A 14,281-nucleotide genomic window follows, 5' to 3' on the forward strand; every position below is an offset into this window, starting at 1 on the left:
CGGCCATCACCCTTCCGCTTTCAATTCGAAAATGATATCGCGCAGCTGGGCGGCCCGCTCGAAGTCGAGCGCTTTGGCCGCCTCTTTCATTTCCGCTTCGAGCTTTTGAATCAGCTCTTCCCGTTCCTGTTTCGTCATCGTCGCCGCCGGCTTCGCTTCGTACGTTCCCGTCTCCTCCGCCGCGTACGTCGCGCGGATGACATCACGAATGTCCTTTTGAACGGTGCGCGGCACGATGCCGTGCTTTCGGTTGTACTCTTCTTGAATCGCGCGGCGCCGCTTCGTCTCTTGAATGGCGATTTCCATCGATTTCGTGATCGTATCGGCGTACATGATCACATGGCCGTTCGCGTTGCGCGCCGCCCGGCCGATCGTCTGAATGAGCGAGCGCTCCGAGCGCAAAAATCCTTCTTTGTCGGCATCCAAAATGGCGACAAGCGACACTTCCGGAATGTCGAGCCCCTCGCGAAGCAAGTTGATGCCGACCAGCACATCGTATTTGCCGAGCCGCAAATCGCGGATAATTTCAATGCGCTCGAGCGTCTTAATTTCCGAATGCAAATACGCCACCTTGATCCCCGCTTCTTTCAAATAATCGGTCAAATCTTCCGCCATTTTTTTCGTCAGCGTCGTCACCAACGTCCGCTCGTTTCGCTCGACGCGCTCGCGAATTTCGCCGATCAAATCGTCGATTTGCCCCCTTGTCGGGCGGACGTCGATCGTTGGGTCGAGAAGCCCCGTCGGACGGATGATTTGTTCGACAACGCCCGGGCTGTGCTCGAGCTCGTACGGCCCTGGCGTAGCCGAGACGTAAATAATTTGATTGATTTTTTGCTCGAACTCTTCAAACGTGAGCGGCCGGTTGTCAAGCGCCGACGGCAGGCGGAAGCCGTGGTCGACGAGCACTTGCTTGCGCGCCCGGTCGCCGTTGTACATGCCGCGCAGCTGCGGCAAGGTGACGTGCGACTCATCAATGATGATCAAAAAATCGTCCGGAAAATAGTCAAGCAATGTATACGGCGTCGAGCCCGGGGGCCGCAGCGCCAAATGGCGCGAGTAGTTTTCGATGCCGGAACAAAAGCCCATCTCGCGCATCATTTCAAGGTCATAGCGCGTCCGCTGCTCAAGCCGCTGCGCCTCGAGAAGTTTCCCTTGCGCGCGCAGTTCGGCCAGCCGCTCCTCAAGCTCTTGTTCGATGTTTTGAATGGCCAGCCGCATTTTCTCCTCGCGCGTCACGAAGTGGGACGCCGGGAAAATGGCGACATGCTCGCGCTCGCCGAGCACCTCGCCGGTTAAGGCGTCCACCTCGCGGATGCGCTCGATTTCATCGCCGAAAAACTCAACGCGAATGCAATGCTCATCGCGCGACGCGGGGAAAATTTCGACAACATCGCCGCGGACGCGGAACGTGCCGCGCCGAAAATCGATGTCATTGCGGTCGTATTGGATGTCGACAAGCCGCCGAAGCAACGCGTTGCGCTCGATCTCCATCCCAACGCGCAGCGATACGACCAGTTCGCGGTACTCTTCCGGCGACCCTAAACCGTAAATGCACGACACGCTGGCAACGATAATCACGTCCCGGCGCTCAAACAAGGCTGATGTCGCCGAGTGCCGCAATTTGTCGATTTCATCGTTGATTTTCGCGTCTTTTTCAATGTACGTATCCGTCTGCGGCACGTACGCTTCCGGCTGATAGTAATCGTAATAGCTGACAAAATATTCGACGGCGTTGTGCGGGAAAAACTCTTTCAGCTCGCTGTACAATTGGCCAGCGAGCGTTTTGTTGTGGGCGATGACGAGCGTCGGTTTGTTTACTTGGGCGATCACGTTCGAGATCGTAAACGTTTTGCCCGTCCCCGTCGCCCCAAGCAGCGTTTGATGCTTCACCCCGCGGCGCAGGCCGTCAACGAGCTTGGCAATCGCCTGGGGCTGATCGCCTTGCGGTTGGTAAGACGATACTAATTGAAAACGGTCCTCCACCGTCGCTCCCCCTTCTCCATACCATCTTTCCCCATTGTATCACATCGCTATGATCAATGCATCAAAAATGCGAACTCATATTCGTACCAATCCACTCAGCGTTTTCCATCGCTTCGCACCGAAAAACGCGAAAAAGCGGACCCATTCATGCCCAAGGTCCGCGTCTTCGCTCCGTTCCATTTCGACAATCCGAGGTTCAGCCGGCGATGCCTTTTTCCAAAAACAGACGGTTGAACCGACAGCGCCGCTTCATTTTTGCTTCAGATGGTCGAGCATGCGGCCGGCCCAAAGAAAGCCGGCGATCGTCGATGCGATGTCAGCAACGATTTCATGCAGCTCGTCCGTATAGCCTTTAAAGTAGGAAGCGACAAGCAGCGCAACGGTCAACAGCACAGCGATGTACCGATTGTACGTCACCCGCGCAAACAACAGCACCAATAGGCACGGAATGATGAGTGCCGCCAAAAACCACATGGTCCATTCTCCTTTACGAAACAGCTTCAGACGCTGATGCGTGCCGATCACGGACGAACAGCAGCCCGAGTTCATGATGCTCATCCTCATAGAGCGCCCCTTGGACGAAGCGGACTTCGCCGTTATGTCCGACGACATCCAACTTGCAGAACGCGCGGTTGCGCTGGAGCGCCTCGTAAAACTCGGTTTCACTCCGCACCGGGACGCCGTTTGTTTTGATGATGACTTCCCCGATGCCTAGCCCCATTTTTTCCGCTTTCGAGCCGGGAAGCACGCCGACAATCACCAAGCCGTGCGGATGGCGGGCAAAGCGGGGCGGGCGGGCGCGGTCGGCGCGATGCCCGGAAAGCGCGATCCATTCGCGGCCGATGATGGCCATAGCCCCCGCCGCAACCGCCAGCGGTGGATACCATATGCCGGAAGCGGCCAATAGGGCGACAACGAACGCCAGCCGAACAACAAGCCGCCCCTCCGCGCGCGCCGCTTCCGCCGGCAGCATGTGCTGCCGGCGCTGGGAAAAGCCGAGAAGAAACGGCACGAGCCAAAACGAATAGCCGTCTCCCGTCGAAACGAGCGGCCACCAGGAAGCCGGCGGCAGCGCGCCGCCTGATACTGGCAGCACAACCGGCACAAACCAAAGGCGCTGCGCCCATTGCAGGCCGACCGTCATCCCCCGCTTGCTTTTCGCAAGCTGCGGCGAGGCCGCCTCGTTTCGCGTGCGGATGATAAGCCATCCTTCCGAAAGCAGCAGCAACGCAAGCCACACCGCCAAAGCCGGCGCCGCCGCCATGCCCTCCGGCAGCCAGCCGGCCAACATCCCGCTTCGTTCCGCCAAACCGAACACGAGAAGCGCGCCGCCAACCGTATAAGCAGGCGACAACAAACGCGCTTCCATCGTCAAACTAAAGAGCACCGTCAGCACCGTCACCGTCCAAACCGCTTCCTGCGGCACCGCGATCCCGATGCCGACGGCCGCCGCCGACAACACCGCTCCAGCCATCCATCCCTTCGTCCAAAGCCCGCGCCACTCTTGCCATAGGCTGTAGACGCGCACATGAAAATCGCGGCGCTCCCGCTTCACCCGCCGCCAACCGACGGCCAAAGCGAGCGCGGCGCCATAATAAAGAAGCGGCTGCCGCCAAACCGACGCGACGCCCTCAAGCCATTCCAGCCACCATGTTGCCATCCGCTTCACCCCTTGCGTCGTTCATCATTCTTTATCTTCTATTCTACCAAATGGCATGGCCAATTCCCATGCCCACAGCCATCTTTTTTCGCCAATGGCGAATCTTCGCTGTTTTCCACTTTCTTTGCCGAATCAACACTAGTTTTGTCGGCCGGGAAGGATTTTCAAAGATGCAGAGGAAAAAGTATAAACAAGACGAAACAAGGAGGAGTGAAACGATGGAATTGAAAACGTCCGACGTCGCTGCTCGCCTTGGTGTATCGCCGAAAACGATCCAGCGCTGGGTGCGCAAATACGACATTACGCTGCGGAAAAACGAGGCCGGCCACTACTTGTTTGATGAAAAAACAGTCGCCTTGCTCGAACGGGTCAAATTTGAACAAGGCGCCGCCATGGAAGCGCCTCCGACGCCGAAACGCCCTCCGACGCCGCCGCGGAACAACGTTCCCATTGACGCCTTATTTGGATCGATCGAACCCGAAATCGCCCGCGTCTCCTCGCGCTTGGACCAGCTCGAACAGCAACTGGAGCAAAAAGCAGATGACGTCGTCTCCATTCAACTGTTGCATCACCGCCAAGAAATGGAAGAAATCGCCGCCCGCCTCACTGCGTTGGAGCAGCTTGTCGCCCGCCTTGAACAGCAGCTGAATACCCGTCCCCCTGCTCCCCATGAACCGCCGGAAGAGCCGAAACAGAAACGGCGCGGCCTTGGGCGGGTGATGAGGTTGTTTGCCTAACGGTTCCATCCCCCCTGCTTGACGCAGGGTGTTTTTTTGGTTGCTTCTTTCCCCTTTTTTTCTCCCCTTCACCACTTCTTTACGATTTTTTTATTCTTTTTTAATCGCAGCGGTTTATAATGGATCATGTTGTGCAATCTTCCCGTACGGGAAAGGAGGGCGCGCGAGATGGAACAAAAGGAACGAAAAGCGGTCGCCATCGCGTTCATCGTATTGGCTCTATACCTTTCTCCGCTGTACATTTTAGGCGAACACGCCCATATTCGCGTGCACGACAATATGGATTCGAACATCGCCTGGTATCGCGTGCTCGTTCGCAGCGGCCAACTATTTGGCCCAATCGATGCCGTCATCCCGCAAGTGATCAACGGGTTGCCGCGCAACGCCTTCGGCACCGAATTCAGCGGCATCGTTTGGCTGCACGCTTTGTTTCCCTCCATGGTGGCGTACGCACTCAGCCAGACGATCACGAGGGTATTCGCCTTTTTGGGCATGTATTGGCTGCTCAGGCGCCACTTTTTGCCTTCACCGGAATCATGGCTCATTCGCGTCGGGGCGGCGCTTGCTTTTGCGCTGACGCCGTTTTGGCCGTCCGGCATGTTAAGCACGCTCGGCATGCCGCTGGCGCTTTGGGCGTTTCTGTCGATCCGCAACGGAGAAGCGACATGGAAAGAATGGCTTGCGATCATCTTGCTTCCGTTTTACGCCAGCTTTGTGCTCGGATTTTTCTTTTTCCTCGCCGCGATGGCGGCGGTGTGGCTGTTCGACGGCGTTGTCCGCAAGCAGTGGAACAAGCGGTTTTTCGCCGCGATCGCCCTGATGACAAGCTTGTTTTTGGCCATCGAGTACCGCCTCGTGTACTCGCTTGTCTTCAGCGGCGAACCGACGAGCCGGAACGAGTTCCTCTCCTCGCGGCTCAGCTTCGTCCACTGCCTTCGTTTAACGTTGAAAAACTATGTGCTCGGCCATACGCATGTGATGACCGTTCATGGACCGATCATCTTGCCGGTGCTTTGGGCGGCGTTTTTTCTCGTTTTGCGCCGCCGTCAGCGCGGGCCATTGGAGCGGCGCTTCCTTTTGCTGTTTTGGTTGAACATCGCCTTATCGGCTTGGTATGCGTTTTGGTTTTACAAAGGGTGGCAGCCGCTGAAAGAACGGATTTCGCTTTTGAATACGTTCAATTTCGCCCGCTTCCATTTTTTGCGGCCGATGGTCATTTACGTCGATTTTGCCTTGGCCTTGCAAATCCTAGCCAAGGACCGGGCGGCATGGCGGCGCCTCGTGCCGACCGCTTTGGCGCTGCAGCTGCTTTTGCTTGGCGGGTTCAACGAGGAAATCCGCTATCGCCTCGCTGGCACGCCGTCGTTCGAGCAGTTTTATTCAGAACATTTATTTACAGAAATCAAGCAATACATCGGCAAGCCTGTATCGTCCTACCGCGTCGCCAGCGTTGGGATTCACCCGGCCATCGCCCAATATAACGGGTTTTATACGCTCGATACGTACAACAATTTTTACCCGTTATCGTATAAGCGGAAGTTTCGCCGCATCATTGCCAAAGAATTGGACAAAAGCCCTGTGCTGAAAGACTATTTCGACCATTGGGGCAACCGTGTCTATTTGTTTTCGGCAGAGCTCGGGAAACATTACATGTTCACGAAACGCTCGCATAAAGTCATTCGTCATTTCGAGATCGACACAAAGGCGTTCAAACAGCTTGGCGGCAAGTACATTTTTTCCTCCGTCCCGATCATGAACGCCCGCGACATCCATCTCCGCTTCTTGCAGGCGTTCACCGATCGACAGTCAGTCTGGAAAATTTATGTATACGAAGTGGAGTGAAAGGGAGGCAAGAAACATGGTGGACAAACCATTGTTAGCCATCGTCGTCCCATGCTACAACGAAGAAGAAGTGTTGCCGGAAACGGTCCGGCGGCTGACCGCTTTGCTTGAGCAGCTGCTCGAAGAAGGAGCGGTCGCCATCGGCAGCCATATCGTTTTTGTCGACGACGGCAGCCGCGACCGGACATGGGCGCTCATTGAAGAAGAAAGCGAGCGCAACCCGTTTGTCTCCGGTGTGAAACTCGCTCGCAACGTCGGCCATCAGCGGGCGCTGCTCGCTGGGCTCGAAACCGTTCGCGCGTACGCCGATTGTGCCGTGTCCATTGACGCCGATTTGCAAGACGATGTGGAGGCGATCCGCGAATTTGTGCAAAAATACCGCGAAGGGTATGACATCGTGTATGGCGTGCGGCGGAGCCGAAAGACAGACACGTGGTTCAAGCGTACGACCGCCCAAGCCTTTTATCGGTTCATGCAGGCGCTCGGAATTAAGCTGATTTACAACCACGCCGATTTCCGTCTGATGAGCAAGCGGGCGCTCGATGAACTGAGCCGTTACACGGAAGTCAATCTCTTTTTGCGCGGGTTGATTCCGCTCGTCGGCTTCCGCTCGACGTGCGTCTTTTACGACCGGCATGAGCGGTGGGCTGGACAGTCGAAATACCCGCTCAAAAAGATGCTCGCCTTCGCCTTTGACGGCATCACGTCCTTGAGCGTCGCACCGATTCGCGCCATTACGCTCATCGGTTTTTTGGCCTTTCTCATCAGCGGTGCGGCCGGGCTGTACGCCCTGATCGTCAAATGGCTTGGACACGCCGAATCGGGCTGGACGTCGCTCATGATTTCCGTTTGGTTCATCGGCGGGCTGGTGCTCATGAGCCTCGGCCTCATCGGTGAATACATCGGCAAAATTTATCAAGAGGTGAAACGGCGGCCGCGGTTTGCGATCGAAAAAACCGTGCAGCTGCCGCTTCCGTCAGAAAGGGAGAAAACGCCGGCCCGCTTGTAGGAAGGCATAGGTGATCCAAAACCGAAAAGGTCGGACGGATCAATCGGATCCGCTTGAACATCCCCTGCTTTCACTTGCGGCCTGGCAACAGCAGCCTCCTTCGATTCGAGATGTTAAAAAGAAAGGGTGCCCCAAAAGGATCGGGACACCCTTTCTTATTACCGTATATAGGCATAAAGCTATCACTAAGAAACAATATGTTGTGTTTTGTTTAAGGGGTTTTGACCTTTTGGGTCAGCCCCTTTCTTATATCAATCGTCCTCGGCTCGCTTACGACGGAAACAACACGCCAAGCGCTTTTTTCAGTTGCACATCATGCTTCGGATCGCGGACGGCTTCCATGATTTTTGTTTGCAGCACATCCGCCGTCGTCTCATCGATGCGTCCGGTAACCGGCAGCTGATTCGCTTTTTGGAACGCTTGGACGGCTTGTTCGGTTTCTTTGCTGAAGTAGCCGTCCGTGCGGCCCGGGTTGAAGCCAAGCCCTTTGAGCATTTTTTGCGCATTGGCGATTTGCTCGTCGTTCATGTCATACCGAAGCGGTTTTTCCACATGAAGCGGAGCGACGTGGAAATAATCCGGCTGCGCCACCGCGACATCCGGCTTGATCCCTTTTTTATGAATCCAATGCCCGTCCGGCGTCAGCCATTTGTACAGCGTCAATTTGATGTTGCTGCCGTCGCCCATCGGAATCGCCTGCTGCACTGTTCCTTTGCCGAACGTTGCCTCGCCGACCAGCTTGTAGCCGCCCGCTTCCTTCATCGCTCCCGCCAAAATTTCCGACGCGGATGCGCTTCCTTTGTCGATGAGCACAACGATCGGGTATGGTTTTTTCGCCGTTAAATCGGAATAAAACTTTTGCCGATCGCCATCGCGTTCTTCAATTTGCACGTATGGTTTTCCTTTCGGGATGAGCTGTTTCAAAATTTCCTCAACGCTTTGCAAATAGCCGCCCGGGTTGCCGCGCACATCGATGATCAAGCCATCAATATGTTCGGCTTCAAGCTTCGCCAATTTCTTTTTAAAATCAGCGGCCGTATTTTCCGAAAACGACGTAATTTGCAAATAGCCCGCCTTTTTGCCGTTGTACGTTTTGATCGACTCATACACCGTCTGAATCGGTATTTCGTCGCGGACGACTTTGACTTTCATCACGTTTTTGACGCCGGGGCGCAAAATGTCAAGCTCCACCGTTGTTCCTTTTTTGCCGCGGATTTTCAATACCGCTTCATATAAATCAAGCCCTTCCAGGCTTTCTCCGTTGACGCGCAAAATTTGGTCGTTCGGCTTCAGCCCCGCTTTTTCTGCCGGCGAGTTTTTGATCGGAGCAACGATCGTCACCTTGCCGTCGATCATGCTCACTTCGGCGCCGATCCCCTCAAACGACGAGTCGAGCGATTCGTTGAACTGCTCCGTCGTTTCCGCATCCATGTAGACGGAATACGGATCATCGAGCGTGTTGATCATCCCTTGAATGGCGCCTTCCGTCAGTTTTTCTTCATCCACTTTCTCCACGTACCGATTCTTAATGAGCTCATAAGCTTGGCGGATTTTTTTCATGTCTTCGCTTTCATTCGCTGATTGGGATGGTTCATTGGCAACAATCGTCGAAAGCGAGCCTTCTGCAGGGCGATCCGCCAGCTGGAGGCCAGCGTACGTCCCCCCCGCCCCAATGAGCATCGATATGGCCATCAATGCGGCCGTCGTCGATTTTTTCACGTTGCTTCCTCCTCACCCTATGCTTGACCTTCCCCTCCGCTTGCCTGCGGCTGGAGAAGGGGGCTTCCCCTTCGGTGAAAGAAATTTACGCTTTCACCTCTGTCTTCTCCGCCTAAACGCCGGCGGCTTCTACAAAAATGAAAAGGAAAAGGAAAAGCACCGCCTCACGCCGTGCCATGCCTTTATCTTCATCATATGTTAGGCTTGTACCGAGTATGCTAGTGCGTTGTCTATCCTTTACTAGTTTACACGCTCCTTGTTGATTTCTCAACTCATACAGAGCGGAAAAAAGAGGCACCCCTCGCCCTTGGCGGCGAACGATGCCTCTTCTTGATTCGTCTTCTTGGCACGATCTAGAATGGAAGCCAAACCAATGAGCCGCACAAAAACGAAACGCTTTCACCCCTCTTTTGGCAAGTCGATGAGCATCAACCGCGATCCTTCGTTCGTTGAGAGGCGAAGAACCGGCGTTTCCGTGATGCGAGCCGCATCGCGCCGCTCGAGATGGGCCTCGCCGTTTAACGTCAAATCCCCCTCAATGACAAAGACAAAGATGTTCCGCCCTTCCGGCTGGGTAAACGTCAGCTCATGTCCGGTTTCCAAATCGGAAAGGTAAATCGTCAAATCTTGATGAATGTGAGCGATCCCCGGGGAAGACGGGTGTTTCGTGACAATCGGCAGCAAGGCGTTTTTCATCTTGTCGACCGGAAACTCGGTCCGCTCGTACGACGGCGGCAATCCGTATTGTTCCGGCAAAAACCAAAGTTGCAAAAAGTTCACCTCTTCCGTCGCCGACGGGTTCACTTCCGAATGGACGATGCCGGTCCCGGCCGACATCCGCTGCACGCCGCCGAACGTTGTCACCGCCTTATGTCCGGTGCTGTCTTCATGTTGCAAATAGCCTTTAAGCACGATCGACACAATTTCCATCTCCCGGTGCGGGTGAGCGCCAAAACCGGAGAGCGGCGCAACGAAATCGTCGTTTAACACCCTTAGCGGGCCAAACTGGATGTTGTTCGGATCTTGACACTCCACACGCCTAAAGGCGTAGGATTCTTGGGTCGTTAACGCCCTCATCCCTTTCGGGTTCGGACAACGCCCAAGTTCAGGGGTGTGCCATCACCCCATCCCATCGGGTTAGGATGTACCCCAATGGGCGGCGCACCTGTGACCAGTGCGCTAGGTTAGGCGCTCCAACCTGAAATCGCTTTGGCGATGTTGATGGCGCCATTCAGATCGACATGAATCGTATATCCGCATTTTTGGCATTGGAAGTGGATGCCGTTTCTGTTTCCTTTATCTCGATAGCCACAACGACAAGTTTGGCTTGTGTAGGTCGGATTCACCCACTCGACCCGAATGCCCGACATTTCGGCTTTGTAAGCAATCATCGTTTGCAGCTGATGAAACGCCCATGAATGAAGATTCCGCCCCGCTTCTTTCATGGATGTTGCCCGTTTTCGAATGCCCGTCAAATCTTCCATGCGAATCACGCCAACACCGTTGGCGAGCGCAAAATTGACAATTTGACGGCTAATTTTGTGGTTGACATCCTTCATCCAACGGGATTCTTTGTTTCCGATTTTTCGCACCGCACGAAGTTTCTTGGCTTTTTGCAATTTGCGCCGCAGAGCCGCATATCGTCTGCGAATGAAGGCGCATTGATTCCCTTTGAAAAACAACGATTTCGTTCCTATACTGGCCACCGCAATATAGCGGAGTCCTAAATCAACACCCATGATCTTTTCGCCTTTACATGGCTCTTCCTCAAATGTGATGGACAATGCAAGAAACCATTTCTTTTTCTTTTTGTAGAGCTTGGCTGCCCCTTGTTTGGCGGTTCCATCGAGCAGCCGATTCAGCCATGCTTCCTGATAGGGTCGTGTAACAACCGGGACACCCACTCGTTTCTCTAGGGTGGGAAACGAAACAGTGTAGAACTCTCCCTTTCGTTCGACTTTCCAATTTTGATTGTTAAAGCAACACCACTGTTTGCGAAATTTCTTTGCCTTCTGATGTTTCCTTTGAGACTTTACATCTCGAATGGTCTGGCAGGCAATGGCAGAAGGAAATCGTTGTGACGAAAACTCTTTAAAAATTTTACTCGTCGCTTGATTCAGTTCTGGATGATCCAACAGCCAATTCGCAAACTCTGTGTTCACTTCTGTCATCCGTTCATACATTTCCTGTTTGACTTTCGTTGGTTTGTGCAGTTCCAGCCTTAGTGTGATCGTCGGCATGGATTCACCCCCTTTTCTTTTGAGATTCCACATAGCGTTTGATGATTTCACTTGATACATTCCCTGCTGTACTAACGAAGAAAGAGCGTGTCCAAAGACTCTGCAGATGAGACAAGTGTTGAAATTCTTCCCTTAATCGTCGGGAAGTCACTCCTTTCACTTTTGCCATAATGTCTGATGGAGAATCAGAAGGGAGACAATTCAAGAACAAATGACAATGATCAGGCATCACTTCCATCGCAAGGATGATCCAATCATTCTCTCGGCAAATTTCTTCTACTAACTGCTTGAATCGTTCTCCCACTTTGCCTACCAGCACTTTCCTTCGATACCTTGGACAGAAAACAAAATGATAATTGATAAGAGATACAGTTGTTTTTGTTGTTCGATATTCTTGTTTCATATTATTCATTGTATCAGTTTCGCTATTATACCGCAACAATTGAAAATAAAAATGGTTGCTCTAAGCCATCCCATTAAGGGATTACCGAGCAACACCGTCTTTCATCCCACGATGAAAACCGTGAGCTTTCAGCCGGCTTTTTCTGTAATACTCGCCAAACGAAAAGCTATGGTATGTTTTCAGCCAGCCATAATCGGCATGATATCGGGACGACGCCCGGTCGATGCGGATCATCTTGTTCCTCTCCTTCATTTATCGAAATAGAGCACCAAGAGCATGCTGCTTTGATACGGCGATCGCCATAGCGATCATAGTCATGTGATATATACGATGCGCATCATGAAAAATCTAGAAGGTTGGTGATTTAAGAGGAAAGGCTGCTCTCCAACAGTGTTTCTCAAATTGAAAAACCTTGCAACACCATAACTTCCTTCCTTACGATTTCTCACAAACCGAGCGAATCGGTTGTTTTTCACCAGCCTTCTAGAATGCTCGTGATTCAACAGGAAATGCGGTTCAATCATGTCGCTTCTCAAACGGAGAAGCCTTATATATAAATGTTGCTCTTCCCTCCACTCAAGAATCATCGATATTAGGGGAAATGGACGTTTCTCACCGGCCTCCTTGGAGGGCTAGCCAGCATGAAGTTCTACATCAATTTGATTGGTTCTAAAATCTCGAATTCGAGATTATTATATAAAAAACCGTTTTGCCAGTCAACTTTGGAACGGATGAAAAATAGGACAAATGGATGATTTACCTCAGATCGTAGGACAACTTATAGTGAAGATAGATTACCGCCGCATCTTCTCCTGCGAGTCTCCTGCGAGGAGATACGGCGAAAAGGCAAAGCGTTGGAAACAGCGTGGCGCAAAGCTACAGGGGCTACGGCGAAAGACGCTATGCCAGCCAGCTGCCGAACGTATCTTCAATCCATAATTGATGAAGGGAGAAGAAAAGCATGAAGCGAATGCTAGTTGGGTGCCTCGTTGCTACATTGCTGTTTTCATCAGGGTGGGCAACAGCCGAAGCCAAGGGGAAACAACAATCCAAGCCAAAATGGGCCGATAAAAACAAAGACGGCATCCCGGATGATTGGGAACTGAAGTACAAACTCGGTCTAGGGAAAAACGTCGCCAACCAGGACAAAGACCGCGACGGCTTAACCAACCGAGTGGAATACAACCTCCGTCTGAATCCGACGAAAACAGATACGGACAAAGATAAAATATTAGATGGGGACGAAGACACCGACCGCGATGGGCTGACAAACAGCGCCGAGGTAGCGCTCGGCACTAAACCGGAAGATGCCGACAGCGACAACGATCATGTCAAGGACGGAGCAGAGAAGAAAGGAAAAGCCCAACTGGCTAACGTCGTCCAAAAACTTGAGCTACAAATGAAAACCGCGGCTAACCAAACGATTAAAATCGACTATCATTGGTCTGAACGCCATTCCCATTTGCACATTAAAGACCAGACGGGTGAAGTGACAACAAATGATGTCCAGTCGCTCATTAACGACTTGCAAGCATCACCGTCGCTGTCAAACGATGAAGTAATCGCCAAAATCCAAACTCTCTTTTCCCTTGATACCCCGTTCCGCCTTGAACTCGAGTGGAAATACGGAAGCGGCCGGGCGCGGAAACTTTCCGTCAAGCAAGATGAGGACAAAGGAGAAAATGCTGGGCAACCCGGCGATGATCAAGATGACGATGACCAAGGCCATGATCAAGACGGTCATGATCAAAATCACGACCAAGACGATGATGACTACGATGGCGGTAATGTAGGCGACGATGATGGCAACATCAGCGAATAATCGCGTCCTAAGCAGACAAGCAGCTGCCCGAAAGGCCGGGAAACCGGCTAATGAGGGCAGCCGTATTTTTGTTGGAGCTTCCCACCACCTATTTCCTTATCGTCCTTTTTTCTTCCCCCGTTGCCAGTGAAGGACGCACGGGACTGTTGCGGCTAAAATTCCATAGTAAAATAAACACCCGAACCGATCAATAACAAAGCCGTTGCCTATCTCCTCTTTCTTTTAGCAAGTAAACAGTCTCTCATTCTCCATGCCTTCCCTCATCCGAGGGTTCTTCCAGCAATAGGTCAATAATCGGGCAGTTATATAAATTGTCTTCATGAGGGCAACATTCCTTTAACTGCTGGAGCATCGCTTCGATCCGCTTTAAATCGCGAATGTTGGCTTGAATCTCCTCGATCTTTTGCGTAACAAAGCGGTACATGTCTTTGCATCGATCGCGATCCCGATCGACAACGCCAAGCAGTTTATCAATTTCCGCCAAGGTGAATCCGAGCCCTTGCAGCCGCTTAATAAACTGAATTCGCCTGACCGTTTCCTCCGTATACAGGCGATATCCGCCTTCTGTCCGCTCCGTTTCTGGAATAAGCCCCTTCCGTTCGTAATACCGGATCGTTTCTTTATTAACATTGCATTTTTCTGCCAGCTCGCCGATGCGGTAATGTATCACATAATCACCTCATCAAAAAGTATAACCCCCGCACTATAGTACAGGGTCAAGTCAATATTGAAGTTTAGCCCGCATTTCTTCCATGCTTGAGGAGGCGTTCCGCCAAACGGACCGCTCCCCATTAAGCTTAGTCGCAACCGCAACAACAATCGGTTCCAACCCCTTCGTAACACTCCGCGAAACGGCGGCCCCCGTT

Annotated in this window: 12 protein-coding genes, 1 pseudogene and 1 riboswitch; of the genes and pseudogenes, 4 read left to right on the forward strand and 9 right to left on the reverse strand. The window is 52.7% G+C overall.

The window, feature by feature from the left end; genetic code table 11:
- Nucleotides 1-6 precede the first annotated feature (6 nt).
- The 3 genes from uvrB to BRO54_RS03005 form a co-directional block, all read right to left on the reverse strand.
- On the reverse strand, nucleotides 7-1,983 hold the full coding sequence (gene uvrB / locus BRO54_RS02995) for an excinuclease ABC subunit UvrB (RefSeq protein ID WP_074043084.1): 1,977 nt from the start codon (nucleotides 1,981-1,983) through the stop codon (nucleotides 7-9).
- A 249-nt stretch (nucleotides 1,984-2,232) separates the two neighbouring features.
- On the reverse strand, nucleotides 2,233-2,457 hold the full coding sequence (locus BRO54_RS03000; RefSeq protein ID WP_062898922.1) for a CsbA family protein: 225 nt from the start codon (nucleotides 2,455-2,457) through the stop codon (nucleotides 2,233-2,235).
- A gap of 13 nt (nucleotides 2,458-2,470) precedes the next feature.
- Entirely contained in the window at nucleotides 2,471-3,643 is a 1,173-nt protein-coding gene (locus tag BRO54_RS03005) for a PDZ domain-containing protein (RefSeq protein ID WP_062898923.1), read from the reverse strand.
- Between the two features lie 218 nt (nucleotides 3,644-3,861).
- On the opposite strand from BRO54_RS03005, the gene BRO54_RS03010 reads away from it, so the two are divergent.
- From BRO54_RS03010 to BRO54_RS03020, 3 genes are all read left to right on the forward strand, one after another.
- The gene (locus BRO54_RS03010; RefSeq protein WP_074043085.1) at nucleotides 3,862-4,380 is read left to right on the forward strand and encodes a MerR family transcriptional regulator; all 519 of its coding nucleotides are present in this window, start codon (nucleotides 3,862-3,864) and stop codon (nucleotides 4,378-4,380) included.
- A gap of 168 nt (nucleotides 4,381-4,548) precedes the next feature.
- A complete protein-coding gene (locus tag BRO54_RS03015) occupies nucleotides 4,549-6,222 on the forward strand; it encodes a DUF6044 family protein (RefSeq protein WP_074043086.1) in 1,674 nt (557 codons plus the stop codon).
- Nucleotides 6,223-6,238: 16 nt separating this feature from the next.
- Nucleotides 6,239-7,231, forward strand: a complete 993-nt coding sequence (locus BRO54_RS03020) for a glycosyltransferase family 2 protein (protein WP_074043087.1) — start codon at nucleotides 6,239-6,241, stop codon at nucleotides 7,229-7,231.
- Nucleotides 7,232-7,501: 270 nt separating this feature from the next.
- Here the strand turns inward: BRO54_RS03020 and BRO54_RS03025 are convergent, their stop codons facing one another.
- The 5 genes and pseudogenes from BRO54_RS03025 to BRO54_RS19275 form a co-directional block, all read right to left on the reverse strand.
- A complete protein-coding gene (locus BRO54_RS03025) occupies nucleotides 7,502-8,950 on the reverse strand; it encodes a S41 family peptidase (RefSeq protein ID WP_074043088.1) in 1,449 nt (482 codons plus the stop codon).
- A 399-nt stretch (nucleotides 8,951-9,349) separates the two neighbouring features.
- A complete protein-coding gene (locus BRO54_RS03030; protein WP_074043089.1) occupies nucleotides 9,350-10,027 on the reverse strand; it encodes a pirin family protein in 678 nt (225 codons plus the stop codon).
- A 107-nt stretch (nucleotides 10,028-10,134) separates the two neighbouring features.
- Nucleotides 10,135-11,190: an RNA-guided endonuclease TnpB family protein gene (locus BRO54_RS03035; protein WP_062898927.1), complete on the reverse strand. Its 1,056-nt coding sequence runs from the start codon at nucleotides 11,188-11,190 to the stop codon at nucleotides 10,135-10,137.
- Nucleotides 11,191-11,194: 4 nt separating this feature from the next.
- Complete coding sequence (gene tnpA / locus BRO54_RS03040; RefSeq protein ID WP_074043146.1) at nucleotides 11,195-11,593, reverse strand: IS200/IS605 family transposase; 399 nt, start codon at nucleotides 11,591-11,593, stop codon at nucleotides 11,195-11,197.
- Between the two features lie 144 nt (nucleotides 11,594-11,737).
- Nucleotides 11,738-11,827: pseudogene (locus BRO54_RS19275) on the reverse strand (pirin family protein); the annotation flags it as partial.
- Nucleotides 11,828-12,428: 601 nt separating this feature from the next.
- A riboswitch (cyclic di-GMP riboswitch) is annotated at nucleotides 12,429-12,514 on the forward strand.
- Between the two features lie 40 nt (nucleotides 12,515-12,554).
- Between BRO54_RS19275 and BRO54_RS03050 the strand changes: the two are divergent.
- Nucleotides 12,555-13,415: a hypothetical protein gene (locus BRO54_RS03050; RefSeq protein ID WP_074043091.1), complete on the forward strand. Its 861-nt coding sequence runs from the start codon at nucleotides 12,555-12,557 to the stop codon at nucleotides 13,413-13,415.
- Between the two features lie 241 nt (nucleotides 13,416-13,656).
- Here the strand turns inward: BRO54_RS03050 and merR are convergent, their stop codons facing one another.
- Complete coding sequence (gene merR / locus BRO54_RS03055; protein WP_074043092.1) at nucleotides 13,657-14,085, reverse strand: Hg(II)-responsive transcriptional regulator; 429 nt, start codon at nucleotides 14,083-14,085, stop codon at nucleotides 13,657-13,659.
- Between the last annotated feature and the right edge of the window lie 196 nt (nucleotides 14,086-14,281).

Source organism: Geobacillus proteiniphilus, from assembly GCF_001908025.1.
GTDB classification, from domain to species: domain Bacteria; phylum Bacillota; class Bacilli; order Bacillales; family Anoxybacillaceae; genus Geobacillus; species Geobacillus proteiniphilus.

Bases quoted from the DNA above. Each gene is read 5' to 3' on its own strand.
- BRO54_RS03000 (WP_062898922.1), bottom strand. From the start codon at position 2,457: ATGTGGTTTTTGGCGGCACTCATCATTCCGTGCCTATTGGTGCTGTTG.
- BRO54_RS03005 (WP_062898923.1), bottom strand. From the start codon at position 3,643: ATGGCAACATGGTGGCTGGAATGGCTTGAGGGCGTCGCGTCGGTTTGG.
- BRO54_RS03010 (WP_074043085.1), top strand. From the start codon at position 3,862: ATGGAATTGAAAACGTCCGACGTCGCTGCTCGCCTTGGTGTATCGCCG.
- BRO54_RS03015 (WP_074043086.1), top strand. From the start codon at position 4,549: ATGGAACAAAAGGAACGAAAAGCGGTCGCCATCGCGTTCATCGTATTG.
- BRO54_RS03020 (WP_074043087.1), top strand. From the start codon at position 6,239: ATGGTGGACAAACCATTGTTAGCCATCGTCGTCCCATGCTACAACGAA.
- BRO54_RS03030 (WP_074043089.1), bottom strand. From the start codon at position 10,027: ATGAGGGCGTTAACGACCCAAGAATCCTACGCCTTTAGGCGTGTGGAG.
- BRO54_RS03035 (WP_062898927.1), bottom strand. From the start codon at position 11,190: ATGCCGACGATCACACTAAGGCTGGAACTGCACAAACCAACGAAAGTC.
- tnpA (WP_074043146.1), bottom strand. From the start codon at position 11,593: ATGAAACAAGAATATCGAACAACAAAAACAACTGTATCTCTTATCAAT.
- BRO54_RS03050 (WP_074043091.1), top strand. From the start codon at position 12,555: ATGAAGCGAATGCTAGTTGGGTGCCTCGTTGCTACATTGCTGTTTTCA.